This window comes from Acinetobacter sp. YH12102 (genome assembly GCF_013419125.1).
GTDB classification, from domain to species: Bacteria; Pseudomonadota; Gammaproteobacteria; order Pseudomonadales; family Moraxellaceae; genus Acinetobacter; species Acinetobacter pseudolwoffii.
Window position 1 is genome coordinate 1 of record NZ_VPAS01000009.1, and the last position, 24,905, is coordinate 24,905.

Here is a 24,905-nt window from a genome sequence, read left to right on the forward strand (position 1 = left end):
GCGAGGCTTTAGGAGAAGCTGCAACTTCTCCAAAAAGCTTGAAAATCATTTCAAAGCCTTTGATTTAGTGTTCTTTTATATCAATAATGGATTCGTTTAATGCCAGCATACTTTTTGAAACACCACCCCGAATCTTTAACATTTTTATATAAAATGCAGATACTTGATGACCCTAAAATACTTTTATATTGGGTTTTAGCTTTATTTATGTTTAAATATGAATATATACTTTCACATAAAACTTTTAATTCCCTCATAAATTCATCAGTCATATAAGTATTATGAAAATCTTTTAAATCACATGATTCTAATAGAAGCAAACCTTCTCTATATGAAGATAAAATTTCAGTTAAACAAGCACACCTTGATTTAAAAACTTCTAAATCTAATTTATTATTCATTTCAGCATTCCACAATATCAACTTTCGATTTTTCAAAAATATTTCTAGGTAATTTAAAATAATTTACAAAATCTGTTTTATAAATTATTTTAGGAATATGATATTTATCCCTCTTCAAGATTTCCTTATTAATTAAATAAAATAAATTTTCATCTTCTAATTTAGTTAAATAATCAAAAAGTTCCTTATAGAAGTTAATTCTATATTCACATTTTATTTTGTGACTTTGAAGATAAGTAAATAGCTCTGACCAAAAAATATAGTTAGCTTGATTCTTAAACCAATCTTCATGACTTTTAGCTTCAATAGATAAAAGATACGTATGTTGTGTAAGACTCAAATAGTCTTTCTTAACGCGAGTAATCATTGAATTTTTCAGTCGATCTTTTGCATTTTTTTGATCACCTACCTCAACATTAGTAAGCTTTATTGTCTGGTCGATTATGTCGGAGAATTTTCTTAGCGAACTTTCAGTTAATTTGTCTTGTTTCACACAAGATAGCTTAGAACTCTTCTTTGGTTTAGCTTGTTTTTTGGACATTATTAGCTCCAAATTCATCATTCTAAAAATTTCATAAAGGCTTTTTTTGAGCATGAGAAATCTTAGGACCTAAATCTCAATCAAATTTAAGCTAATGATATTTTTAAAAAATCAATTATAAATTTTTTCTGGATGAGCTAGCTTTTCTTGTTATTGCGTGTCTTTTTTAGATCAAATGCAATAAGACTTAATAACATGAAAAACTAGCTCTATTTGAAAGAATTAGCGAGCCTTTTTCAGGTTCTCATGCCATTCTACAATTTCGTCATAATCAAAATATAATGCGCTTTGTCGAGCAATGCCCTGCTTTATAGGTCTAGGAAAGTCTGGATCAGATGCCAATAAATCCTTAATTGTTTGACTCGTTACATCCAACATTCGACATAAGGTAGATTGCTTAATGCGTATTCTATCCCTTGGAACCAAGCTATTCGCTTCAAGTAACTCTTTTACTTTATCAGCCATATCAAGATCACTCCTTATCATTTAAGATCTTGAAGCGAGTTTGTCAAAAAAAGTTAGGTGTTTTTAAGTGCCACTATAATAAATAGTAGTGACACCAAATCATAAATCATTGATTTAATAAAAAATTATCTTTTATTTATATTTGTGACTCTTTTCAATCTTAATCTATCATTAGATTCTTTTATTATTTTTCCCTCTGCATCAACAGTAATACTTCCTATATCTCTTTCATTTAGAAACTTATTGGCTAGCTGCTCATGTGACAATTTAGGCTTTCCATTTTTGTAAATAAAATCCCACAACTCCATACACTTCCTCATCTCTGGAGCATATGTTGGAGATTTTTCATTAAATGCAGGATGATTATAAATATCACTCAAATTTTGAGCTTCCTTTAAAGTATTATTCTCTTTTTCCAATCGTTCATATTTAGATCTAAGAATTTCCAGCTCTCTTGATAGACTTTTTTCTTCTGAAAGGATATTCATAAATTGATCTTTATCAACCAATAAACCACTAATATCCAACCACAATCCATCTAATCTTTTATTTGCAATTAAAGAAAACTTACATGGTAAATTAATTTTATAAGATTCAGGTTTTAAATTTGCTATGCAATATTCCAAATATGATCCATTTTCAGAAATAGACACATAATCAATCAAAATTCTATTTTCTAATTTTGTATTACTCATCATTTTATCTAAAAATTTTAAAATATTATCTCTTAATAAAATTTTTAGCTCACCTTCATGTTTTTTAAATCTAATTAATTCCAATTCAAAAGAACTTCGATCAATTGAATAATTATATATCTCTCCTAAGTAACCATCATAATAGCAATATATATCGAGCTTATTATTTTTAATTAAATTATATACATCATTATAATAACAAGAAAATTCTTCTGCTTTCTTCAAGGCAATTTCTAGTGGGATATAATCAGGCATACTTAGTCCAAAAAAAAGGTAGTGAAACATTCACTACCTTTATAGCCATACTTTTACATGTATGTCCAAATTCTATGCTGAAATTTCATCCAAATAGTCAGCATATTCCTGCATCAACTCGACTCTTTGAGAAAAATACTTTGCTTTATTATATTTTCCCTTCACACCACCCTGTACATGGGCCAATGAGAATTCAACATGCCGCTCATCATAATCCTGCTCATTGAGAATCGTAGATGCAATATGTCTAAACCCATGCGGCGTTTGACGACCAGCATATCCCAAACGGCGTAAAGCCATAATAAAGACTGTATCAGAGGCTGGCTCATTTACATCTGTTCTGCTTGGAAAAAGATAATCACTTTTTGGATTAAGATCTTTCAGTCGATTTAGTAATTCACACACTTGATTAGGCAACGGAACAATATGTTCTCGCCGCTTCTTCATTCTTTCAGCGGGTATAGACCAAATTTTCGTCTTGAAGTTAAATTCGTCCCAAGTCGCTTCCCTAAGCTCAGAAGGACGACAGAATAAATAACTAAGTAGCAATAAGCCTATTCTCGTTTCTTCTGCTGGATACCGTCGAATAGTTCTGAGTAAATCTGGAACATCTTCAGTACCCACATGTGGCATACTTTTCGACACACCATTTTCTAGATATTTATGTATACCTTCTAATGGATTATATTCAATACGTCCCGTAACTTTTGCTAGATTATAAATATCACGACACATGGTTAAAATTCTTTTAACCTGTTCATTAATTCCCTGTTCAACTTGAATAGCTCGCAAATGGTTAAACCATTCAACAGCTAGAATCGAATCAAAAGGTCTATGACCAAATTTTGGGAAAATATGTTTTTCTAATGCACCTTTATTTCTAACAAAAGTAGCTTCAACCCAGTTCCCTTGACGGATCGTTAGCCATTCTTGAGCTAAGGCTTTGAACAAATCTTTACGCTCACTAAGTTCTTTCTCTTGCTTCTGCTTTTTAGTAAAAACTGGATTTTTACCATCAACTATATCATTAAGTAATTCCCGAGCTTTTTTTCTTGCCTTAGCACCTGAGATTAGCGGATATGCTCCCAAACTAATCCAAGACCATTTTCCATCTTCTCTTTTATAACGAAAAACCCAAGATTTTTTCCCACTTGGCGCAACCCTAAAATAAAGACTTTCACTGTCTTTAATTCGGTACTCACTTGCCTCAGGTTCTAGGTTTTCCAATGCTGTATCAGCGATTGGAAAACGCTTTATTTGCGTCCGCTTCATGATTTGTACACATCCAGTTCAATTTTTCCGTTGTGTACACCCTATGTGTACAGCCTCACTTCAAAATGTTCTTAAATGATATGTAATGATCTTAAAACAAAAAAGGCTTGAACCCTTACGGTTCAAGCCTTTAGCTGAAGATCTTGGAAGATCTTCGGATTTACTTTTGAATTTTGGTGGAGGTGGCGGGAGTTGAACCCGCGTCCGCCAGCACTACGCTCGAGAATACTACATGCTTAGATATCGTCTATTGTTTTAACTCTTTGTGACCCGACGAACAGGATACAAATCGCGATCCTCTTAGTTTAGTACAAAGCCCCGAGGCTTGGCTTTATACGGACTTGTGTGCGTGCGCTTCAGTCGGACTCTCTAACCACAAGTATTCGGAGAGGCGGACAAGCTGCCCTTAGGCAGCTAGAGCGTATGATTCGTCGTTTGCGACTAAAAAATGCAAATTTGATTTACGAGAGAAAATGCGCTCTCGGCATGCATCTATGAGTTTCATCACCAGCGTCGAAGCCAGAAACACCCCCAAAGTACAAGGCAATCATAGCATAGATGTCAAAAATTACGATGCATTTTCTAAACATTTACACAACTTGATGCGCTTAATTACATTATTGCGCTAATATTTTACTTTTCAAGCCGAATAACAGAAAAATTATGAGCTATTTACTGGCCCTAGATCAAGGAACCACATCGAGTCGGGCTATTATTTTTAATGAACATGGACAAATTCAGGCAACGGCTCAACGTGAAACCCATATTCAGACGCCACATTCAGGTTGGGTCGAACAGGATGCTCAGGAAATCTGGAGCACGCAGATTGCGGTGGTACAGCAAGCGCTTGCTACGGCGCGTATTCTCGCCAAAGATATTAAAGCCATTGGTCTGACCAATCAGCGCGAAACCACGGTGGTTTGGGATCGAAGAAATGGTAAACCGCTCGCGCCGGCCATCGTCTGGCAAGACCGTCGAACGTCTGACTGGTGTAACCAGCTGATTGAACAGGGCTGGATGACCAAAATTCAGCAAAAAACCGGTCTACGGATTGATCCTTATTTTAGTGCAGGAAAATTGGTCTGGTTTCTGGAGCATGTAGAAGGCGTACGTGAACTGGCTGAACAGGGTCATGTCGCTTTTGGTACTATCGATAGCTGGCTGATCTGGAACCTGACTCAAGGCGCAGAACATGTGATTGAAGCCAGCAATGCTTCCCGTACCATGCTGATGAATCTGCATCAACAAACTTGGGACGAAGAACTACTGGAGCTGTTTCATATTCCTGCTTCGGTCTTACCAAAAATTATTTCCTCGGATAATTATATCGCTGACACCGCTTCAGGTTTACTCGGTGCCAATATCCCCATTACCGGTATTCTAGGTGATCAGCAATCTGCACTGTTTGGTCAATCCTGTTTTGAAGTGGGGAGCGCAAAAAATACCTATGGCACCGGCTGTTTTATGCTGTTCAATACCGGTCAAGACATCCAGCTCAGTCAGAATAAACTGCTTTCTACCCTTGCCTGGCAAGCGCAGGGTCAAACCACCTATGCACTGGAAGGCAGCGTGTTTATGGCGGGTGCGGTAGTGCAATGGCTACGTGATGGTCTCGGGATTATTCAAAAAAGCAATGATATCGAAAAACTGGCCTGTAAAGTTGAGGATACCGACGGCGTGGTTTTGGTTCCGGCCTTTACCGGACTTGGCGCACCGCATTGGGACAGTGAAGCGCGTGCCCTGCTCTGTGGCATGTCTCGTGGTACGACTCAAGCGCATATCGCCCGAGCAGCCTTAGAATCAATCGCTTTTCAGGTATCGGATGTCCTCAGTGCAATGCAATCCGATATTGCCCACCCTTTAAAAGAATTACGGGTCGATGGCGGTGCCAGTAGCAATGACATGCTGATGCAGTTTCAGGCAGATATTCTCAATGTGCCGGTGCTGCGTCCGAAAATGCTGGAGTCTACCGCTTGGGGGGCAGCCGCCATGGCCGGATTAAAATCCGGAATATTTTCCAGTCTGGAGGAAATTTCGCAGTCTTGGCAACTTGAACGTGCCTTTGAACCAAAAATGCAAAATGATGAGCGTGAAGCTCATTTAGCCAAATGGCAGAAGGCCTTAAATCGGGCCAAATAAGATCTATAACCTGTATCAATCTGAAGGTCGAAAGCTAAAAAAGCACTGTTCAACAGTGCTTTTTATTTTCTATCTCTTACCCTCAATAAGCATAAGATGCAATCGCTGTAGCAATTGGCTTATCTTCATCATTGATCATGGTCATACGCATGGTGCAGCCCTTACGCCCCAAACGTAAGGTTTCTGCCCGCGCGATAAAATATTTACCGCGCCCGGGTGCCAGATAATCCACCCGCATATCCACTGTCGCCAAACGCGAGACTTTTTTAATGGTATCGGCAATGGTTTCAGGTTCGGCTTTTTTATATAGCTCCCCCATCGCTACAATTCCACCGACACTATCGAGTACCGTGGCCGCAAGACCGCCATGCAAAATTTGAAACGCGACATTACCAATCATAAAATCCTGCATTTCGACATAGGCTTCGATCTGGCCTTCCACCACCCGCATGCTCATACCATTATGCTTAAAAAAAGGAGAGCTATTAAAAGCATGTACCAACTGATTTAAGACCACATCAATATCCACCTTTGCCCCCAAGTGTATATTACCTGTCCAGCTTTTCTCTGTCTTAGTCATCACTCTGCTCAAATCCACCGCAATAAAAAACCGCTAATTTATGCCCAAAAATTTCAGTTAGGGCTACAATAGGTGCCTAGTTTAATACTGATTGCTGAGATTTTTATGACCTATACGTTCAATCGTCCCGCGTTTCCTGCAACTCGCATGCGTCGTATTCGTAAAAATGAGCATTTACGTTCTATGGTACGTGAAACGCATATCAGTGCAGATCACCTGATTTATCCAGTATTTGTACTGCCGGGACAAAACCAGAGTCAAGATATTCCCAGTATGCCGAATATCCAGCGCCTGTCAGCAGACTTGCTGTTAAAAAAATCAGAGCGTCTGCTGGAACTGGGTGTCAATAAACTGGCACTGTTTCCAGTCACACCACAAGAAGATAAAAGCCTGACCGCCGAAGCGGCTTGGCGCGAAGATGGTCTGGTCCAACGCACTTTGCGTTTATTAAAAAAAGAACTGCCAGAAATGGTGCTGATTACTGATGGTGCACTCGACCCATATACCACGCATGGTCAGGATGGCATTATTGATGAGACCGGTTATGTCTTAAATGATGAAACGGTCGAATGTCTGATTAAACAGGGTCTCAGCCATGCCGAAGCAGGCGCAGATGTATTTGCCCCAAGTGACATGATGGATGGCCGGATCGGTGCAATTCGTCAGGCCTTTGAACAAAATGGGCATATCTATACCTCAATCATGGCTTATTCAGCCAAATATGCATCCAGCTTCTATGGTCCATTCCGTGATGCAGTCGGTTCTGCCAGCAATTTAAAAGGTGGCAATAAATACAATTACCAGATGGATGTCGGTAACCGTGCCGAAGCACTGCATGAAATTGCGCTGGATATTCAGGAAGGCGCAGACATGGTGATTGTCAAACCGGGCATGCCTTATCTGGATATCGTCCGTGAAGTTAAAGACACTTTTGGTGTACCAACCTTTGTCTATCAGGTCAGTGGTGAATATGCGATGCTGGCCGCTGCCATTCAAAATGGCTGGTTATCTGACAGCGTGATTATTGAATCGCTGATGAGCTGCCGCCGCGCCGGTGCCGATGGCATCTGGACTTACTTTGCCGAAGAAGCTGCGCTTAAACTGAAAGACATGAAGTAAAAGGATTTCGGCGCAATGCATATCGCCATTATCGGCGCTGGCATCACCGGGTTGATGTCGGCGCTGGAACTGCTTGAACAGGGATGTTCTGTCACGATTTTTGATCAGCAAGTTGCCGGGAAGGCTGCGTCCTGGGCCGGAGGCGGGATTCTTTCTCCGATGTATCCCTGGCGCTACCCCGCTGCAGTCAATACGTTGGCCCGGCATGCCAAACCGCTCTATCAGGACTGGAATCAAAAACTGCAGCCAGTGACCGGTATCGATTTCCAGATTCATGAAAGTGGTATGCTGATTTTTGATGAAGCTGATTTTGAGATTGGCTTGTGCTATGCAGGAAAATATCAGGATCCTCAGCAACAGGCCGAATTGCTTGATCAGACTCAGCTACAACAAATCAATCCCCGAATTGATCAGCGCAAGTTCAAACAGGCGATTTACTTTCCGGAACTGGCCAATATCCGCAATCCGCGACTATTACAGTCGGTCATCAGCTATTTAAAACAGCATCCGCATGTCACCTGGCAAGAGCACTGTAAAATCACTCAGCTCAATATTCAGCAAGGCTGGGTAACGAGTGTGTCCAGTGAAAGTGGTCAACACTTTCAGGCAGATCAGTTTGTAATCGCCACAGGCGCATGGTCTGCAGGCTGGTCAGAACAGCTTGGCTGTGAAATTCCGGTGCAACCGGTGCAAGGACAAATGCTGCTGTTTAAAACCCCAGAAAACTGGCTACCGAGCATGTGCATGAACAAGGTCATGTATCTGATTCCACGGCGCGACGGACATGTTGTATGTGGTTCCAGTATGCGTCAGGTCGGTTTTGACACCTCGCCTTCTGCTGAAATCCGGCAAGATATTCTACAGGCTTGTCTGGAGATGGTGCCGGAACTGGCGGATTTTCCGCTGGTCAAGCAATGGGCCGGATTAAGACCCAGCTCACCCGATGGTATTCCCTATATTGGCAAAATCCCCGAATTGCAAAATGCCTGGGCCAATTTTGGCCATTTCCGCAATGGCTTATGCATGGCCCCAGCCTCAGGCAAGCTACTTGCTCAATTGATGCTTGAACAAACGCCGACCATTGTAGATCCACAGCCCTATGCTCCGGCCCATCTATTGGAGCCAGGTCGCTTAGTGCTTTAGGATATTATGCAGCGCTTCTTTCAAGGTTGGATAATCAAACTGAAATCCCGCATCCTGTAAAGCTTGAGGCTGTACATACTGACCGTTTAAAACCAGTTGCGATTGTTCTCCCAGCATCATTTTCAAGCTGCATGCTGGCAGTGGCAGTAAAGGTTTGCGTTTCAGTAGCTGTGCAGCAGTCCGGGCAAACTGTGCCTGACTGACTTTTTCCGGAGCAACCACATTAAAAATCTGCCCGGTCGTCGTTTCAAGCATCAAGAATTCAATCGCACGCAATACATCTTCTAAATGCACCCAAGTGACTGGCTGACGCCCATGACCAATCCGCCCGAACAGATTCAGTTTAATCGGCAATAACATCTGCGGCAGAATTCCACCACCTTTGCCGAAGACCACAGCAAAGCGAACAATTTTGGTGTTCTGACTGCTATAGGACAAAGCCAGTTGTTCCCACTTCGCACAGAGCTCAGACATAAAAATATCTTGTGGCGGGCTTTGTTCCGTACAGACCTGCTCCCAGCACTCACTCGGGTCAATACCATAATAACCAACGGCTGAGGTTGAAATAATCCGTTTCGGTTTGATCTGGTATTTTTCTAAATAGTCAAATAACTGTTTGGTGGTGTCTAAACGGCTATCCAGCAATTGCTTTTTACGCGCTGCTGTCCAGCGTCCCTGACCGATGCTTTCGCCAGCCAGATTAATCACATAATCAATCTGAGGCTGTTTTAATTCATCCAGCTGGTTAATCCAGTGAAAATCTGGATGCGGTTCAGATTGATTCTTGCGGCGGGTCAGCCCAATCACCCGATAATCACGTTCCAATAAAAAACGCACCAGATGACTGCCAATAAAACCACTCGCTCCGGTCACCAACACTACAGGTTTATCCATAAGTCATTCTTAGCCCTGTTATTTTTTCTATTTAAATTATACGCAACTTATTCTGGGGTTTTTCAATCAATGCCCTCTTTGTCGTGGTGAATTTGTATCCTGCCTGATGCGATCAATCTATCAAGATCAATCGTCATAAAGCCACCTACCTATCAGGCCTGCGGCGAATTGCCAAACATTTGATCTGCCATACGCTGTGCCTGCTTGCCATAGAACCAGTAAGTCAATAGATATAACGGAATCGCGATCAGCAAGAACATGATCAGCACAATACTTATAAATTGTGGCTGCTGTAGATATAGCAAAAAGTCCTGCCAAGCATTTGGATTAGAGCGCGTAGCAATCAGAATACCAAGTAACAGAAATAGCAGGTTATAGCCCCAATAAATCAGACTAAACCCCAAAGTGAATTTTTTACGTTCCGACTGCGTTGGGGCACGTTTTTGCTGTTTTAAAAACTTAAATAAGATCCAGATCATGGCTACCAGATAAGGAACAACCGTCAGTACGGCGCCCATCCCCGTTGGCATCAGTGCTGCCAGCACCCCGCAAATGCAGGTAAAAATAAAGCAGATAATAAAAAACCAGATAAAATAACGGGTTAAAGGCAACATAGGAATCACTCGGTGACATTCATCAAGCTAGTATAAAAAAAAACAGGTTTTTTTTCATTTTATTGTCAACCATCGGCCAGAAGGTGACGTTATATAGGGTACAAGGTACAAAAATTTGGACTGGCATCCACGAATTTTTGCTGACCTTAGAGCTAAAGCAATAAGTCCAGTGTACAGGGAAATTTTGAATAGCAGCCAAAATCTTCATGTAACACAAATTTGACCGACGATTTCACATCACTCGAATCGTCGGTTTTTATTTTTTAAAATTCCGATTTTTCAGCCTGATGAATTGCATGACTGTTCAAGACTGGGTGATTTAGACATGACTATCCTGCCATTTTGCCTACTGATTAAAATAAATTCAGCCTGACATCAGCAACAATTCGCTGAAATATCTTTTTTAAGTAGATTTTCCCCTCAGCTTTTTCCTATAGTAGCAAGGCAGACATTTCAGGGTTCATCTACATGGCAGTTCATTTTCTTCACACTTCCGATTGGCATCTGGGGCAATTTTTCCATAACCATGACCGTGAATTTGAACATGCCCAGTTTTTGACTTGGTTGCTCGATCAAATTAAAACAAAACAGCCGCATGCCTTGTTGATTGCCGGTGATATTTTTGATGTGATCAATCCAGCCTCAAGTGCGCAAAAGCAACTGTATCAGTTTCTGGCCGATGCACATGATCTGGCCCCGCATATGCAGACTTTGATGATTGCCGGCAACCATGATTCCGGTTACCGGATTGAGCAGGTTGAACCTTTTCTGTCTAAATTCAATGCCAAAGCTGTGGGAATTGTGGGCCGAACCGCAGAAAACACCCTGAATCTAGATCGCTTGCTGATTCCGATTTATGATCAGGATAAAAATATTATCGCCTGGTGTCTGACCCTGCCCTATTTACGCAGTGCCGAAATTACCGGGCTGAATGAACATACCAGCAATAGCCAGAATGCGATTAGCTATCTGCATCAACAACTGATTGCCGAAGCCAAGGCCCGTAAACAGCCGCATCAAGCTCTGATTCTAATGTCGCATGCACATATGCAAGGTGGCGAAACTTCCGACTCGGAACGGCCAATTATTGTCGGTAATGAAGAAGCGCTCTCGACGGCGCTGTTTGATGAAGTGATTGATTATGTCGCACTCGGTCATCTGCATAAACCACAAAAAGTTGGTCAGCCGCATATCCGTTATAGTGGCTCACCGATTCCGCTGTCATTTAGTGAAATCAACTATCAACATCAGGTGGTTGAGGTCAGAATTGATCCTGAGCAAAGCCCGGAACAGCGCTTTCAATACGATGTTCTAAAAGTGCCACGCACCGTCGAGCTGTTCCGGATTCGGGAAAAGCTGGAAGATTTAATTGCTAAACTTCAGGCCTTGCCTGCCGGAGAAATCGAACAACTGTCGGCACGACATTTTCTGGAAATAGAATACACCACCGATGCGCCGCCACCAGTCGATTTACGCCAGCAAATTGAACTGGCTTTACCCACCAACCGTTACCGCTTGCTGCGCATCAGCCGGATTTATCAGCAACAGGCCGAACATACGCAAGGAGATTCGAAAATTGATCTGGCACCACCGACGCCGGAATCGCTGTTTTTGAATATCTGGAAAAAAATGGGCTATGAACATGATCATTCTGTACAACAGGATTTTCAGCAACTTCTGGTTGAAGCCCAGCACGAACTTGCTCAGAAACAACAAGCCTAGGATCGGCCATGAAAATTTTACGTTTGAGTCTCAACAATCTGGCCTCCCTCACCGGCACCCATCATATTGATTTTGAATCCAGTCCTTTAACACATGCCGGCCTGATTGCGATCACTGGAAAAACCGGGGCTGGAAAATCGACCCTGCTCGATGCCATGTGTCTGGCGCTCTATAACGAAATTCCACGTCTAAAAGGTGCGACTGGCAGCCTGAAAGATGCCGGCGGTCAGGATGTTTCGATTAAAGACTCCAAGAATATTCTACGCCGTGGCTGCGTGCATGGTTTTGCCGAGCTGGAGTTTATTGCACTGGATAGCAAACGCTATACAGCACGCTGGGAGATTCGCCGGGCACGTCAGAAAGTCGATGGCAATCTAAAAGTAGATCGTTATATCAAGTGCATCGATGATGATACGACGCTAACGCAAAAAATATCTGAAGTTACTCCCTTAATTGAAAAACTGCTGGGCCTGAGCTTTGAACAGTTTACCCGCGCGGTACTGCTGGCGCAGTCGGAAGTTGGCGCATTTTTAAAAGCCAAAGATCATGAACGTGCAGACTTGCTGGAATATCTGACCAATTCGCAGATTTTCAGTGAGGTCAGTAAAAAAGCAGCGGAAAAGCATAGTCAGGTTCGACAAAAGCGCCATGAACTGGAAAACTGGCTCGGTCATCTGGAATTATTATCCGAAGACGATATTGCCCAGCTGCAACAGCAACATACTGCCTTCAACCAGATACTTGAGCATTTTAACCAAAGTGAAAAATTACTAGAAAATGACCTAAAATGGCATCGGCAGAAACATGCTTTATATACTGAAATTCAGGCCAAAAAAGAAATTTACGATGTACAGCTGGATGCCAATCAGAAGCTGACCGCACAAAAGCAGTTGCTGGTTCATTTGGATCAGTTTCAGGGCATTCGCGAACAGTTTATCCAGCAGAATCAAATGCTCACGCAGCAACGGCAGCTTACGATACAACAACAATCATTCGAACAGCAGCTGCAACAGGTACAACAGCAACGTGATACTGAATTTGCACAACTTGCTCAGATCCAGCAACAACAGCAGGCCCAGGTTCAACATATGCATGCCATGCAGCCGCATCTGGAACAAGGTCTAAAACTGGATCATGAGATGCATCTGGTCGGCAATGACTATAAGAAAAAATCAGCAGATTTATTGGACTATGCACAGCAGTATATCCAACCCTTGCAACAACAGATTGAATCATCGAAACAGCAACTCGCATCTGCTGCCGAGCAGCAACAGCAACGCCTGACGCAACTTGAACAGCAGGCTGATCTTGCCGTGTTTGATCTGGAACCACAAAGTACACTGCAACGACTGCAAGACTATCAAAAGCTGTATCAACAGATGCAGCAACAGGCGCCGGCAGTACTCTCTCAATCGCGTACTGAACTGGAACATTCCCGGCAGCAGCTGGCTCAACAAATCGAAAGTTTGCAGCAACAATTTGGCAATCAAGCCCAATTGGAACAACAGCTTCAGCAGCAGCAGACTGTACAGCAACAGAGCACGACTCAACTGCTTAAACTGGAAGGCTTGATCCAGCACGTGGCACGTCTAGCGGAACAGGAAGCCGAACAACAGCAACTCAAACAAGACGTAGCGCATGCACAGACAGAATTAACCCAGCTTGAACATACGGAAATTCAACTGCAGCAAATAGTCAGCAACACCGAACAGGAATTTGAACAACTACAAAATATGCTGCAGCAACAGCGCCTGCTGCAAACCCAAAGCGTGCAGGAACTGCGCGCGCAGCTCAAACCTGATGAAGCCTGTATGGTCTGTGGCAGCCAACAGCATCCGTTTGTCCAACATCAAGCATTATTAGACACAGCGCTAAACCAGCTGCAAGATCAACAGCTGCAACAGGCACAACAACAACTGAATCAGCTTAAAGATGATTTAAAAGCAACCCAGATTCAACAATCCAAAATCAAGATGCTCCTTGAGCAAAAACAACAGCGTTTAATCCACATTGAACGGATACTGAATGAACAGCACCAGACATTACAACAAAACTTAAAAGAGTTAGGACTTGAGCCAGCCAATCCTGATCATTCAGCTCAGTTGCTCCATCCCCTGCAAACACAGCTTGGCCAATGGCAACAGCAACACACTCAGGCAAACGAACAGTTCAAAATCCTGCAACAGACTTGGCAAAACTGGCGACAACAGCAACAGCAACTCGACAGCTTACAACTGAGTCTGCAAAAAATGCTGCAACTGGATCAACTGATTGAGCCAGTTCTTACAGTACTGCCCGAAGCACAGCAGCTCGCTTGGCATAAGAATGCGCCTGCTGCCTGTACCCAGCTGCAACAACATTTGCAGCAGCGATTACATCTTGTCAATCAAGTCAAAACTGCGGAACAGGAGCTACAAGGTTTCAAGCAGCAACTGAATCAGGCTCAACAGCAACTTCAGCTACATGAGCAGCGGCATACGCAAATACAGGCCGAGACCCATTATTTGCTTGAACAAGGCAAAGACTTACGTCAGCAACTCAATCAGCTGACCGAACAACATGCCGGTCAGACCTATAAGCTGGCAGCAGAATGGCGACTGCAACTGGATACCCAGTTAAAAGCGCTTGATAGCCAGCTTCAAGCACAACGTCAGGTATATGAACAGCATGAGCAAGCTCTGCATCAGGCTTTGCTTAAACAGCAGGCTTTGCTGACCCAAATGCAACAGCTAACTCAACAGCAGGCACAATCTGATCAGGCCATCCGTACATGGCAAAATCTGCATCGACATTTTAATGCGGAACTGATCCAACAATGTCTGACCATTGGTCTGAGTGAACATCAGCAAATCCGGCAGCAATTACAGGCACAACATCAAGCACTGGAAAATGCCAAAATTGCCTGGCAAACGCTGGAAGATCAATACCAGAAGCATCTCCAGCAACAGCCTGAACTTGCTTTTGAGGAAGTGGAAGCACATTTAAATAGTTTGGCACAGGAAAAAACCGAGCAACAAAACAGCTTCAATGAGATTGATACCAAACTGCGTATGAATGCCAATAATCAAAATACCTATGCCAAATATCAGCAACAGATTGAACAGGTCAAAGCCGAAGAATATCGCTGGGGCCGTATCTACGATTTAATCGGACATAAGGAAGGTACCAAGTTCCAGAAAATTGCTCAGGAACATCATCTGGATATCTTGGTGGAATACGCCAACCAACAACTGCAACCGCTGGCACCGCGCTATCAGTTGCACCGTATTCCAGACAGCCTGAGTCTGGCGATTATTGATCTGGACATGAACAGCGAAGTACGTCCGGTCTTGTCTTTATCTGGCGGAGAAACCTTTCTGGTTTCTCTGGCCTTGGCACTGGCGATTGCCAATATGGCTTCCGGTTCGATGAAACTGGAATCGCTATTTATTGATGAAGGCTTTGGTACTTTAGATCCAGCCTCATTACATATGGTGATGAATGCACTGGATCATTTACAAAGTCAGGGTCGTAAAGTGGTCTTAATCTCGCATGTGCAGGAAATGCATGAACGGATTCCAGTACAGATTCAGGTCAAGCCAGTCGGTGCTGGCGCCAGTACCATTCAGATTATAGGTTGACAATGATGCACCCTGCCCCAGACAAGCTCTCGCCCTATTTCAGCTTACAGCTCGAGAGCCTACGGGGCATCAGTGCCATTGTTGTACTGTTCACGCATTGCTTTCAGGCCTTTATCGCCCCTTTTGACCTCAGCCTGTATTCATGGGTGCGCCTGCTTGGTCAGGCCGCGGTCATGATTTTCTTTGTTCTGAGTGGTTATCTGATTGGCTATTCGATCCAGCACAATATTCATCAGCATGGTCAGTTCAATCTGCGCCGTTATACCCAACAGCGTTATCGCAGGATTTTGCCACCCTTTCTGTTTGCCATGGCTCTGAGCCTGTTGTTGTATCTGTTGGCACCACTACTCTTTGCCACTCAAAGCCATGCCTTTCAAAACAGTTTTGGCATGATGATCCGGACTGACTATGGTCTCGATTCAGGTGATTTTATTGGCGCTCTGCTGTTTTTGAATGGCTTCATCACGCCTACAGTTTCAGCCAATGCCCCGCTCTGGAGCCTGAGTTATGAAGTCTGGTTCTATGTCTTGGCCGGATTTCTGCCTTTTTTCAAAGATTCAGAAATAGCCAAAATCGGCTTTCTTAGTGTTTTAATCGTTTTATCCATCCTGAATATTCAGTTTTTTATTTATTTTCTGGTCTGGCTGATGGCCTTTGCCTGTTCATTTCGTCATATCCAGCGACATTTTCTAAACCGGTTACAAGTGCTTAAACTGGGGTTATTTGGCTTGGCATTTCTAATCGCCTGCATTGATGCTTACCAGTTTCATATCGTCGATCAAGCCCGACAATATCGCGCTGCAAATTTTACTCTCTTTAATTTCTGTATCGGCCTAGCATTTAGCTGCTGGCTGGTACAACTCCAGCAGCAGCGCAGTCACTACAATCCGGTCTGGGTACAATCCGCTGATTTTTCCTATACCTTGTATGTAACCCATTTCCCTTTGCTGCTGTTTATTCTGGGCTGTGTTCCGGCAACCTTGGCTTATGGTCTGGGCGGCGCTGTTTTAGCCTTGCTCGGCAGTATGGGCAGCCTGATTGTCTTTGCCTGGCTCATGGCAAAATGGCTGGAGCCACAAAGAAAAAAAGCGTTATCGAATAACGCTTAATCATACTTTTTCAAAATAACCCGACAACGCCTGTTAATCCTTTTGAGGACGTGCACCAAATAATGCCGTGCCGACACGCACCATGCTGGAACCGGCAGCAATTGCAGCCTGCATATCGGCCGACATGCCCATACTTAAAGTATCCCAATCTTCAGGATGCGCATGCTGAGCTTTCACCCTATCAAATAAAGCTTTAGCCTCGATGAAAGCTTGAGGATTGCCCGGCGCTGGAATCACCATCAAGCCACGTAAGCGCACATTTGGCAGTTGGCTGATTTGTCTAACTAAATCAGTAACTTCTTCCGGTTGGCAACCATCTTTCGTATCCTGAGCATCAATATTGACCTGAAGACAGATATTCAGCGCGAGCTGATCTTCTCTACGCTGATTGGATAAACGCTCGGCAATAATCAGACGATCCACCCCATGCACCCAGGCAAAATTTTCTGCCAGATGTTTGGTCTTGTTACGCTGTACATGGCCAATAAAATGCCATTCAATTTCCAAGTCTTTTAGAGCCGTAATTTTTTCCAGCGCTTCCTGCAAATAGTTTTCGCCAAAGGCACGTTGTCCCGCCTGATACATATCAGCCAGTACTGCACTCGGCTGGGTCTTGGAAACGGCCAGCAGTTGCACCGAATCTGGCTCACGACCGGCCTGAGCACAGGCTGTTTCAATTTGCGCTAAAACCCGATTTCGTGACTGTTGCAACATATTCATTGATGGGGTTCTCATTTCATTCATCTTTTTTTCCCTTGCCCATAAACTAAGGGTTGGTTAAGCTGTGGGAAAGCCTTATTATTCTATCAAAATAATTAACATTTTAATGAACTCGGGGACCTTATGGATATCACAGAATTGTTGGCATTTTCTGCTAAAAATGGTGCGTCGGATTTACACTTGTCTGCAGGCTTACCGCCAATGATTCGTGTCGATGGGGAAGTTCGTCGTATCAACCTGCCAGCATTAGAACATAAAGAAGTACATAAACTTGTTTATGACATCATGAACGATAAACAGCGCCGTGATTTTGAAGAAAATCTGGAAACTGACTTTTCTTTTGAAGTACCCGGTGTGGCCCGTTTCCGTGTCAACGCATTTAACCAGAACCGTGGTGCCGGTGCAGTATTCCGTACCATTCCATCCAAAGTTCTGACCCTTGAAGATCTGGGCATGGGACAGATTTTTAAAGACATCTGTGAATATCCGCGTGGTCTGGTACTGGTCACAGGGCCAACCGGGTCGGGTAAATCAACCACCTTGGCGGCGATGCTGGATTATATTAACGACAACCGTTATGACCATATTCTGACCGTCGAAGATCCAATCGAATTTGTGCATCAATCCAAGAAATGCCTGATCAACCAGCGTGAAGTGCATCGTGATACGCATGGCTTTAATGAAGCCCTGCGTTCCGCACTGCGTGAAGACCCTGATATTATTCTGGTCGGTGAGATGCGTGACCTTGAAACCATCCGTCTGGCCTTAACTGCGGCAGAAACTGGTCACCTGGTGTTTGGCACCCTGCATACCACCTCTGCGGCCAAAACCATTGACCGTGTGATTGACGTATTCCCTGCCGAAGAAAAAGATATGGTTCGTGCCATGTTATCGGAATCATTGCAGGCTGTGGTTTCACAGGCCCTATTAAAGAAAAATGGCGGCGGACGTGTTGCAGCGCATGAAATCATGATTGGTATTCCTGCAATCCGTAACCTGATTCGTGAAAATAAAGTCGCACAAATGTATTCTGCGATTCAGACCGGTGCCAACTATGGCATGACCACACTGGATCAGACTCTGAAAACCCTGGTATCTAAAGGTCTCATCAGCCCGCAAGTGGCACGTACTGCAGCCAAACAGCCAGAAGCATTCTTATAAGAAAAATTAATTGTATTGGGGTTTTTATACATGGATTTTAACGGCTTACTCGATTATATGGTGGAGAAAAAAGCATCGGATCTGTTCATTACAGCCGATGTCGAACCTTCAATCAAGATTAACGGGCAGATTTTACCGATTGGTTCGATAAAATTACCCGGCGCGGCAGTAGGACAACTGCTCCATTCCATCATGAGCGACAAGCAGCGTAAAGAATTTGCAGACACGCGTGAATGTAACTTTGCCATCAGTACACCGGATAAAAGTGCCCGCTTCCGTGTCAGTGCCTTTCAGCAGCGTGATCAGCCGGGTATGGTGTTACGTCGGATTGAAACCGTGATTCCAACCATGGATGAACTCAAATTACCGCCGATTCTAAAAGAACTGGCGATGACCAAACGCGGCATCATTATTTTTGTCGGGGCAACCGGTACCGGTAAATCAACTTCGCTGGCCTCGCTGGTCGGTTATCGCAATGAAAATTCCAAAGGTCATATCATTACCATTGAAGATCCGATCGAATTCGTTCACCAGCATAAAGGCTGTATCATCACCCAGCGTGAAGTCGGGATTGATACCGATTCCTTTGAAATTGCCCTGAAAAACACCTTACGTCAGGCACCGGACGTGATTCTGATTGGTGAGATTCGTTCGCGTGAAACCATGGATTATGCGATTGCCTTTGCCGAAACTGGTCATCTGGTCTTTGCGACCCTGCACGCTAACAACGCCAACCAGGCCATTGACCGGATCATTCATTTCTTTGAAGCAGACCGGCATAACCAGCTGTTCATGGACTTGTCACTGAACATGAAAGCCATTGTGGCACAGCAACTGATCCCAACCATCGATGGCAATGGTCGTCGTGCCGCGATTGAGATTCTGATTAACTCCCCCCTGATTGCTGACCTGATCCGTAAAGGTGATGTGCATGAGATCAAGGACCTGATGAAGCGTTCCCGTGAACTGGGCATGCAAACCTTCGACCAGGCACTGTATGACCTGTATAAGGCCAAGCAGATCAGCTATAAAGATGCGCTGAAACATGCGGATTCACCCAATGACTTACGTCTGCAAATCAAACTGGCAGAAGAAGGCGGCAGTCATTTATTACGTGCACATTCCAATATCACCTTTGATGGCCAGTCCTGATCAGATTGAACACATAAAAAAAACAGGCTTCAATCGAAGCCTGTTTTTTTTTGTTTCAACCGGAGCGCAAATTATTTTTTACGAAACACTTCCTGACAGGCCGGCGCATCGCAGTAGCCATACAGATTCAGAGAGTGACCGGTTAATTCAAAACCAAATTTTTCAGCAACATCATGCTGCTCTTTTTCAATCGTATCATTGATGAATTCAACGACTTTGCTGCAATTCAAACAGACTAGGTGATCGTGGTGATCTTCCTGCATGATCTCGAAAACGGAATGATTGTTTTCAAAATTATGACGCTCAATAATACCCGCGGCTTCAAACTGTGTTAACACACGATACACAGTTGCTAAACCTACATCTTCACCCTGATCGAGTAAAGTCTTGTAAATATCTTCCGCACTTAAATGATGTTGTCTTGAATTTTCTAGTAATTCTAATATTTTAATTCGTGGAAGGGTAACTTTCAGTCCAGCTTTTCGTAAATCTTGGTTTGAAATAGTCATGTAAAAAGGTCTCTCAACAAAATCAAAGTTGGAATATGCAACAAACTTTAGATGCAGTATGATCTATCCTTGGATCAAATGCATCATAATTAATTTGGGATAGTTTAGCAAAATGCAAAAAATCATGTTGACGTTATTCGTCACTTCCTTGCTCGTCGGCTGTTCGACATTAGGTGTTTATAAAGTAGATATTCCACAAGGAACCCCTTTAACCCAAGCTCAAGCCGCTAAAATTCAAGTGGGAATGAGTCATCAACAGGTGCGTTTCTTACTGGGCAGTCCAACGGTAAGCGATCCGCTGAATCCTTTACGCTGGGACTACATCTATAACTATACCCCAGGAACCTACGCTAAAAAAGCCAAGATCCCGGCAGCCCAAGGCCAGCATTTGAAAATTTACTTTAACCAGTCTGGTATCGTGGAACGTGTTGAAGGTCTGGAAACCATTCCAGAATCTCAACCCGGCTTACCAGGTTCAAAAGAAGCAATTTTAAATGCGCCTCCACTATAGTCGCTTTCTCATGAAAAAGCCCCTGAATCATCAGGGGCTTTTTTGATTAAGTCGATTGATTGAGCAGATCATTGAAACTAATGCTCATTCAAGCCGCTTTCTATTCGGAAGATGGTTTCAGCTTTCTTAAAAGATTGCCTCTGGCATAACGACCCACCGGATTTTTCTCGGCACGTTTACGTCGGATATCTTTAGGATTGATAGTCAGTGCTCGGTAAATTTCGACTCGATCACCTGCTGCCAGTGGCTGCTGATGATCTTGCAAGCGTACACCGAAGATACCCAAAGACAAAGGTTCAGGTAGGGTAACCTGCTCTACTATGCCACTTTGCTGGATGGCATCCAATGCTGTCATGCCGGGCTGAAATGGTACAGCCAGATGAAACTGTTGCTCCGGAGTCGCATAGGCCACCCAGATCAGTGCATTATTCATCAGAACAGTTGTCCTAGAACAGCGACCATCGCCACGATAATCGAAACAGGCAATACCACACGGACAGCAATACGCCACAGGTTATAGAACCCTTCAGAGCTAAAATTCATTGATTTACGTAAATGGCTGATCTTCATGATCCAGCCCGCAAAGAGCGCGTAAATCAAACAAATCAATAAGCCCCAAAGCAGTAAGACTACGTTGAACATTGGTGTCACATTTGGAATGGCCCAGATCAGGGTGACGACAGCCATAATCGCCCATTGAATCGCAGGGTGAAGCTGACGTTGCTGTAACTGCTCTCGTGCCATCTGCAGGATGAATGCAGCAGTCGCTACAATCGCGGCCACCAACGTAAATGCAGGGATTTGTGCTGGTACAGCAAAGAAGGCAAATACAATCACAGCAAGCAATTGTGCGATCCAGATCGGCAAGACCGTCTTGCTGGCGACATCCTGCTGTTGTACAGCACTCAGGCTAGACTGCCAGTACAAGCCCATGCCTAGGCCACTTGCAACCAGTGCCAATACGGTGGCATTGCCCCATTCCGAGAATTCAACTGGCGTGACTTGCCATGCAGGTAGCGCAGTTCCCATCACATTTGCCAAGATCAGAGATGCCAGTACGCCAATCGCCGTAATAACTAACAAAATTTGACGCGGCAGCAGTGACAAGACCAGAGCGGCAATTACCAGACCTATAAACAAAAGATTCGGTGCAAGATCAAGAGCAGCAAGCGCCAGAACATTGCTGGCATTGTTCAGCATGGCACCGGCCAGAAAAGGAATAAAGATCACACTGAGCCAGCCGACTATACGCCATTTTTGTGAGGCATCTGCTTCACGGGTCAGCGTTGACAGTGCCTGTAATGCCGTTGTTTTAGAGCGCTTGGCCAAAGCAATTTCCAAGTAGCAGATGGGAAGCGCCAGAATCAGCATAGTGGCTAACCAGAGCATCCAGAAATCCAGCTGACGATCAATCTGTATACCCGTTATCGGTGCGAGCGTCGCGATGATAATAAACGATAAACAGAAAGCCATCAGCGGTGATAACCATTTTGACATAGCATTGTCCTGCATGATGCATTCCTATAAAAATCTAGCGCTATTTTGCCTTGTGAAGCGGTGAAAATCAAAAACAAAAAGCAAACCACCATGACAGTGATTTGCTGCGCAAAATTTATTATTAAATTGTAATTTTTGTTATCTCGTTACGTCTTTTATTATGAGAAGAAACGAGCGAACCAGTTTTTACCTTTTTTCTGTTCTTTTTCTTTGATAATGCCCATCATATTTTCTTTGACTGCGCCGACATAATCAGCGTCATCGTGCTGAATATGGTTGATTAACCATTTAGATAATACTTCATGCAGCTCTGATTCAATCGACTGCCCCAGTTCAAAACGATCACGATAAGACTCGATTTTCTTGATAAACAGGTCATGTACACGTTTATGTGGAACTCGGTATTTATAACCCGCTTCTTCCTGAAGAGATTCTTCAAAAGTAAAATGCGACTGGGTATAATCGATAATATTTTCGAGGATCTGTTTAATACGGGCACGGTCGGTATTTACATTGATCTCATCAATTTCATTGATATAATCGAGAATTCGTTTGTGCTGATCGTCAATCACATCGATACCAGTATTATAGTCTGGAACCCATTTCATTTTCATTACGACCACCTATAAAATATTAAGGACTTATCACATAAAAATCATCATATAACGTATTGATTTGAATAAAAATGAAGTAAATTAGTCGGCTTTCGGCTTAATTTAAGAGAAACCTTGCAATTAACTGTTTTCATTAGGAATATATTTTAAACCCGAGTATAAGAATCAGATATTTTTTAATCAATCTACTATTTCTAATAATATGGTTTCTCTTTAATTTAAATAAAAAAGATATTAAAAAATAGGAATTAAATCCCATCTTTAAAATAAAAAAATCTATTTTTAATATAAATCTGCTTTGGTCACACGTTTTAAGGACGGATCTAGACGTTCCCGTTCCAACCGATCTACCCGAGTCAGTTGCGAACGGAACTTGGTACCCTCTTTAAACAGAATCATTTCACCCGGCTGAAAAGCGGTCCATTCCTCATTTTGTGTCAATGGCTCGGTGGTAATAACCGCAACCCTGTCCTTAGGCGTAGTGACCTGACTAAAGTCCACCTCGACATCAATATCAATCAGCTGTGCCGGTCTAAACGGGTATTCACGCACCAGCCAGTGCAATTTGGTAATGGCATAGCTAAACAGCGCCTGCCCATTGGAAAGACAGAAATTAAAAGTGCCGTGTTCTGCAATCGTAGGTGAAACCTCAGCAAGTAGTTCAAAGACCTGATCCAGACTCGGTTCATCATAACCAAAGCGTTTGACCAGCTGATCGAGCAAATAGCAAAAAGCGCGCTCACTATCAGTATTGCCGACTGGGGTAAAACGGCCACTCAGCACCGGAAAATACTCATGCAAATCGCCATTATGGGCAAAAATCCACTGCCGGCCCCACAGTTCGCGGCTAAATGGATGCGAATTTTCCAGATTGATTTTGCCTTGGGTGGCTTTACGGATGTGCGCAATCACATTACGGGATTTGATCGGATAGTTACGCACCAGCTCGGCAATCGGAGATTCAACCGCAGACTGGTTATCGACAAATAGGCGACAGGCTTTATCCTCAAAAAAAGCAATTCCAAAACCGTCGGCATGATCCGAGGTAATTCCGGCCCGCTGGGAAAACCCACGAAATGAAAAGGTAATATCCGTCGGGGTGGCACAATTCATTCCGAGCAGTTGGCACATGGTCTGGTTTCAGCTTTCTATTTTCTTAGATGCTTATTGTGCATGACTACCCGAGTCATTTCAAATAGCTATCAGTTATAAATAGAGATAAAAAAGAGCCTCAATTGAGGCTCTTTTCCGCAAAAAAACAACTTATGGACGAGGTGGATGGGCACGGTTGGTAATCAGTGTACCAACGCCATGATCGGTAAAAATTTCCAATAAGCTGGCATGTGGCACACGACCATCTACAATATGCGCGCTCACTACGCCACCTTTGACCGCATCCAGTGCACAGCCGACTTTAGGAATCATGCCACCATAGATCACACCTGTTTCAATCAGACGGTCAACTTCCTGAGTGCTTAAACCCGTCAGCAGGTTTTTATTTTCATCCAGAACACCTGTAATATTGGTCAGCAGAATCAGCTTCTCTGCACCTAGGGCTTCTGCGACTTTACCTGCCACCAAGTCTGCATTGATGTTATAGGTATTGCCTTCTTCATCCACACCCAGCGGTGCAATCACGGGAATGAAATCGCTGTTGGTGAACATTTCCAGCACATCGGTTTTTACGCCAACGACTTCACCGACCAGACCCAAATCAATTTGCTGAACCGAACCATCTTCAGCCACTTTTTCCATCAGCAGTTTTTGTGCACGAATCAGGTTGCCGTCTTTACCGGTCAAGCCAATGGCACGACCACCATGCTGGTTGATCAGGTTCACAATCGATTTATTGACACTACCGCCAAGTACCATTTCCACGACTTCCATCGTGGCAGGATCAGTCACGCGCATCCCGTCGATACGGTCTGATTCACGGCCCAACTGTTTCAGCATGGAATCGACTTGTGGCCCCCCACCATGCACCACAATCGGATTAATACCAACCGTTTTTAATAATACGATATCACGTGCAAATGAACTTTCCAGCTCAGGATCGGTCATCGCATTACCGCCGTATTTTACTACCAGGGTTTTACCCGCAAAGCGTTGAATATACGGCAAAGCTTCTGTCAAAATCTGTGCTTTGTCGATGCCTGTTTGTTGATTTGGCAT

The 24,905-nt window shown here is 43.5% G+C and carries 24 protein-coding genes, 1 other RNA gene and 1 pseudogene; 10 read left to right on the forward strand and 16 right to left on the reverse strand.

All coding sequences use genetic code 11. The features are described 5' to 3' along the window. Positions 1-100: pseudogene (locus FTU42_RS09560) on the forward strand (IS1 family transposase); the annotation flags it as partial. Here the strand turns inward: FTU42_RS09560 and FTU42_RS09565 are convergent. The 6 genes from FTU42_RS09565 to ssrA form a co-directional block, all read right to left on the reverse strand. Next, complete coding sequence (locus tag FTU42_RS09565) at positions 81-401, reverse strand: hypothetical protein (RefSeq protein ID WP_180083328.1); 321 nt, start codon at positions 399-401, stop codon at positions 81-83. The pseudogene FTU42_RS09560 and the gene FTU42_RS09565 overlap by 20 nt on opposite strands. Position 402: 1 nt before the next feature. Further along, positions 403-942: a hypothetical protein gene (locus tag FTU42_RS09570; protein WP_180037527.1), complete on the reverse strand. Its 540-nt coding sequence runs from the start codon at positions 940-942 to the stop codon at positions 403-405. Between the two features lie 222 nt (positions 943-1,164). Further along, positions 1,165-1,407 (reverse strand): hypothetical protein, encoded by a 243-nt coding sequence (locus FTU42_RS09575; protein ID WP_081241765.1) that lies wholly within the window; start codon positions 1,405-1,407, stop codon positions 1,165-1,167. A gap of 125 nt (positions 1,408-1,532) precedes the next feature. Then, positions 1,533-2,357, reverse strand: a complete 825-nt coding sequence (locus tag FTU42_RS09580) for a hypothetical protein (protein ID WP_180083329.1) — start codon at positions 2,355-2,357, stop codon at positions 1,533-1,535. Positions 2,358-2,429: 72 nt separating this feature from the next. Beyond that, positions 2,430-3,629: a tyrosine-type recombinase/integrase gene (locus FTU42_RS09585; protein WP_180037523.1), complete on the reverse strand. Its 1,200-nt coding sequence runs from the start codon at positions 3,627-3,629 to the stop codon at positions 2,430-2,432. 174 nt (positions 3,630-3,803) lie between these two features. Then, positions 3,804-4,162: a transfer-messenger RNA gene (ssrA, locus tag FTU42_RS09590) on the reverse strand. Between the two features lie 130 nt (positions 4,163-4,292). Here ssrA and glpK point away from each other — a divergent pair. Next, on the forward strand, positions 4,293-5,768 hold the full coding sequence (glpK, locus tag FTU42_RS09595; RefSeq protein WP_159138468.1) for a glycerol kinase GlpK: 1,476 nt from the start codon (positions 4,293-4,295) through the stop codon (positions 5,766-5,768). 82 nt (positions 5,769-5,850) lie between these two features. On the opposite strand, the gene FTU42_RS09600 is transcribed toward glpK, so the two are convergent. Then, the gene (locus tag FTU42_RS09600) at positions 5,851-6,348 is read right to left on the reverse strand and encodes a thioesterase family protein (protein WP_005172294.1); all 498 of its coding nucleotides are present in this window, start codon (positions 6,346-6,348) and stop codon (positions 5,851-5,853) included. Positions 6,349-6,453: 105 nt separating this feature from the next. Between FTU42_RS09600 and hemB the strand changes: the two genes are divergently transcribed. Both hemB and thiO read left to right on the forward strand, forming a co-directional pair. Continuing rightward, positions 6,454-7,467: a porphobilinogen synthase gene (gene hemB / locus FTU42_RS09605; RefSeq protein WP_159138477.1), complete on the forward strand. Its 1,014-nt coding sequence runs from the start codon at positions 6,454-6,456 to the stop codon at positions 7,465-7,467. A 15-nt stretch (positions 7,468-7,482) separates the two neighbouring features. Beyond that, the gene (gene thiO, locus FTU42_RS09610; protein ID WP_159138469.1) at positions 7,483-8,610 is read left to right on the forward strand and encodes a glycine oxidase ThiO; all 1,128 of its coding nucleotides are present in this window, start codon (positions 7,483-7,485) and stop codon (positions 8,608-8,610) included. Here the strand turns inward: thiO and FTU42_RS09615 are convergent. Then, positions 8,599-9,504 carry a TIGR01777 family oxidoreductase gene (locus FTU42_RS09615; RefSeq protein ID WP_159138470.1) on the reverse strand — a complete coding sequence of 302 codons (906 nt, stop codon included), beginning with the start codon at positions 9,502-9,504 and terminating at the stop codon, positions 8,599-8,601. The two genes, thiO and FTU42_RS09615, sit on opposite strands and share 12 nt — an antisense overlap. A 152-nt stretch (positions 9,505-9,656) precedes the next feature. Then, the gene (locus tag FTU42_RS09620; RefSeq protein ID WP_005096058.1) at positions 9,657-10,118 is read right to left on the reverse strand and encodes an ABZJ_00895 family protein; all 462 of its coding nucleotides are present in this window, start codon (positions 10,116-10,118) and stop codon (positions 9,657-9,659) included. 468 nt (positions 10,119-10,586) lie between these two features. Here FTU42_RS09620 and FTU42_RS09625 point away from each other — a divergent pair, with 468 nt between their 5' ends. From FTU42_RS09625 to FTU42_RS09635, 3 genes are read left to right on the forward strand one after another with little or no spacing between them, the layout of a single operon-like run. After that, complete coding sequence (locus tag FTU42_RS09625; RefSeq protein ID WP_005096057.1) at positions 10,587-11,840, forward strand: exonuclease SbcCD subunit D C-terminal domain-containing protein; 1,254 nt, start codon at positions 10,587-10,589, stop codon at positions 11,838-11,840. A gap of 8 nt (positions 11,841-11,848) precedes the next feature. Next, positions 11,849-15,460 carry an AAA family ATPase gene (locus tag FTU42_RS09630; RefSeq protein WP_159138471.1) on the forward strand — a complete coding sequence of 1,204 codons (3,612 nt, stop codon included), beginning with the start codon at positions 11,849-11,851 and terminating at the stop codon, positions 15,458-15,460. Positions 15,461-15,465: 5 nt separating this feature from the next. Beyond that, positions 15,466-16,569: an acyltransferase gene (locus FTU42_RS09635; RefSeq protein WP_159138478.1), complete on the forward strand. Its 1,104-nt coding sequence runs from the start codon at positions 15,466-15,468 to the stop codon at positions 16,567-16,569. A 33-nt stretch (positions 16,570-16,602) separates the two neighbouring features. On the opposite strand, the gene FTU42_RS09640 is transcribed toward FTU42_RS09635, so the two are convergent. Next, entirely contained in the window at positions 16,603-17,289 is a 687-nt protein-coding gene (locus tag FTU42_RS09640; RefSeq protein ID WP_159138479.1) for a YggS family pyridoxal phosphate-dependent enzyme, read from the reverse strand. A gap of 123 nt (positions 17,290-17,412) precedes the next feature. Here FTU42_RS09640 and FTU42_RS09645 point away from each other — a divergent pair, with 123 nt between their 5' ends. Both FTU42_RS09645 and FTU42_RS09650 read left to right on the forward strand, forming a co-directional pair. Continuing rightward, the gene (locus tag FTU42_RS09645; RefSeq protein ID WP_004279279.1) at positions 17,413-18,450 is read left to right on the forward strand and encodes a type IV pilus twitching motility protein PilT; all 1,038 of its coding nucleotides are present in this window, start codon (positions 17,413-17,415) and stop codon (positions 18,448-18,450) included. Positions 18,451-18,480: 30 nt separating this feature from the next. Next, positions 18,481-19,602, forward strand: a complete 1,122-nt coding sequence (locus FTU42_RS09650; protein ID WP_074384137.1) for a PilT/PilU family type 4a pilus ATPase — start codon at positions 18,481-18,483, stop codon at positions 19,600-19,602. 71 nt (positions 19,603-19,673) lie between these two features. Here the strand turns inward: FTU42_RS09650 and fur are convergent, their stop codons facing one another. Continuing rightward, positions 19,674-20,111 carry a ferric iron uptake transcriptional regulator gene (gene fur, locus FTU42_RS09655; RefSeq protein ID WP_005096051.1) on the reverse strand — a complete coding sequence of 146 codons (438 nt, stop codon included), beginning with the start codon at positions 20,109-20,111 and terminating at the stop codon, positions 19,674-19,676. Between the two features lie 112 nt (positions 20,112-20,223). On the opposite strand from fur, the gene FTU42_RS09660 reads away from it, so the two are divergent. Further along, positions 20,224-20,622, forward strand: coding sequence for an outer membrane protein assembly factor BamE (locus tag FTU42_RS09660; RefSeq protein WP_004279275.1), 399 nt, complete (start codon positions 20,224-20,226; stop codon positions 20,620-20,622). A gap of 100 nt (positions 20,623-20,722) precedes the next feature. On the opposite strand, the gene FTU42_RS09665 is transcribed toward FTU42_RS09660, so the two are convergent. From FTU42_RS09665 to argB, 5 genes are all read right to left on the reverse strand, one after another. Next, the gene (locus FTU42_RS09665; protein ID WP_005096050.1) at positions 20,723-21,055 is read right to left on the reverse strand and encodes an RnfH family protein; all 333 of its coding nucleotides are present in this window, start codon (positions 21,053-21,055) and stop codon (positions 20,723-20,725) included. Beyond that, positions 21,055-22,134 carry a hypothetical protein gene (locus tag FTU42_RS09670; RefSeq protein ID WP_159138472.1) on the reverse strand — a complete coding sequence of 360 codons (1,080 nt, stop codon included), beginning with the start codon at positions 22,132-22,134 and terminating at the stop codon, positions 21,055-21,057. The genes FTU42_RS09665 and FTU42_RS09670 overlap by 1 nt, the downstream gene beginning before the upstream one ends. A 143-nt stretch (positions 22,135-22,277) precedes the next feature. Further along, entirely contained in the window at positions 22,278-22,733 is a 456-nt protein-coding gene (locus tag FTU42_RS09675; protein WP_005096048.1) for a bacteriohemerythrin, read from the reverse strand. A gap of 282 nt (positions 22,734-23,015) precedes the next feature. Next, complete coding sequence (locus tag FTU42_RS09680) at positions 23,016-23,864, reverse strand: class II glutamine amidotransferase (RefSeq protein WP_159138473.1); 849 nt, start codon at positions 23,862-23,864, stop codon at positions 23,016-23,018. A 132-nt stretch (positions 23,865-23,996) separates the two neighbouring features. After that, positions 23,997-24,905 carry an acetylglutamate kinase gene (argB, locus tag FTU42_RS09685; RefSeq protein WP_005096046.1) on the reverse strand — a complete coding sequence of 303 codons (909 nt, stop codon included), beginning with the start codon at positions 24,903-24,905 and terminating at the stop codon, positions 23,997-23,999.

Bases quoted from the DNA above. Each gene is read 5' to 3' on its own strand.
- FTU42_RS09565 (WP_180083328.1), bottom strand. From the start codon at position 401: ATGAATAATAAATTAGATTTAGAAGTTTTTAAATCAAGGTGTGCTTGT.
- FTU42_RS09570 (WP_180037527.1), bottom strand. From the start codon at position 942: ATGTCCAAAAAACAAGCTAAACCAAAGAAGAGTTCTAAGCTATCTTGT.
- FTU42_RS09575 (WP_081241765.1), bottom strand. From the start codon at position 1,407: ATGGCTGATAAAGTAAAAGAGTTACTTGAAGCGAATAGCTTGGTTCCA.
- FTU42_RS09580 (WP_180083329.1), bottom strand. From the start codon at position 2,357: ATGCCTGATTATATCCCACTAGAAATTGCCTTGAAGAAAGCAGAAGAA.
- FTU42_RS09585 (WP_180037523.1), bottom strand. From the start codon at position 3,629: ATGAAGCGGACGCAAATAAAGCGTTTTCCAATCGCTGATACAGCATTG.
- glpK (WP_159138468.1), top strand. From the start codon at position 4,293: ATGAGCTATTTACTGGCCCTAGATCAAGGAACCACATCGAGTCGGGCT.
- FTU42_RS09600 (WP_005172294.1), bottom strand. From the start codon at position 6,348: ATGACTAAGACAGAGAAAAGCTGGACAGGTAATATACACTTGGGGGCA.
- hemB (WP_159138477.1), top strand. From the start codon at position 6,454: ATGACCTATACGTTCAATCGTCCCGCGTTTCCTGCAACTCGCATGCGT.
- thiO (WP_159138469.1), top strand. From the start codon at position 7,483: ATGCATATCGCCATTATCGGCGCTGGCATCACCGGGTTGATGTCGGCG.
- FTU42_RS09615 (WP_159138470.1), bottom strand. From the start codon at position 9,504: ATGGATAAACCTGTAGTGTTGGTGACCGGAGCGAGTGGTTTTATTGGC.
- FTU42_RS09620 (WP_005096058.1), bottom strand. From the start codon at position 10,118: ATGTTGCCTTTAACCCGTTATTTTATCTGGTTTTTTATTATCTGCTTT.
- FTU42_RS09625 (WP_005096057.1), top strand. From the start codon at position 10,587: ATGGCAGTTCATTTTCTTCACACTTCCGATTGGCATCTGGGGCAATTT.
- FTU42_RS09630 (WP_159138471.1), top strand. From the start codon at position 11,849: ATGAAAATTTTACGTTTGAGTCTCAACAATCTGGCCTCCCTCACCGGC.
- FTU42_RS09635 (WP_159138478.1), top strand. From the start codon at position 15,466: ATGCACCCTGCCCCAGACAAGCTCTCGCCCTATTTCAGCTTACAGCTC.
- FTU42_RS09640 (WP_159138479.1), bottom strand. From the start codon at position 17,289: ATGAATATGTTGCAACAGTCACGAAATCGGGTTTTAGCGCAAATTGAA.
- FTU42_RS09645 (WP_004279279.1), top strand. From the start codon at position 17,413: ATGGATATCACAGAATTGTTGGCATTTTCTGCTAAAAATGGTGCGTCG.
- FTU42_RS09650 (WP_074384137.1), top strand. From the start codon at position 18,481: ATGGATTTTAACGGCTTACTCGATTATATGGTGGAGAAAAAAGCATCG.
- fur (WP_005096051.1), bottom strand. From the start codon at position 20,111: ATGACTATTTCAAACCAAGATTTACGAAAAGCTGGACTGAAAGTTACC.
- FTU42_RS09660 (WP_004279275.1), top strand. From the start codon at position 20,224: ATGCAAAAAATCATGTTGACGTTATTCGTCACTTCCTTGCTCGTCGGC.
- FTU42_RS09665 (WP_005096050.1), bottom strand. From the start codon at position 21,055: ATGAATAATGCACTGATCTGGGTGGCCTATGCGACTCCGGAGCAACAG.
- FTU42_RS09670 (WP_159138472.1), bottom strand. From the start codon at position 22,134: ATGCAGGACAATGCTATGTCAAAATGGTTATCACCGCTGATGGCTTTC.
- FTU42_RS09675 (WP_005096048.1), bottom strand. From the start codon at position 22,733: ATGAAAATGAAATGGGTTCCAGACTATAATACTGGTATCGATGTGATT.
- FTU42_RS09680 (WP_159138473.1), bottom strand. From the start codon at position 23,864: ATGTGCCAACTGCTCGGAATGAATTGTGCCACCCCGACGGATATTACC.
- argB (WP_005096046.1), bottom strand. From the start codon at position 24,905: ATGCCAAATCAACAAACAGGCATCGACAAAGCACAGATTTTGACAGAA.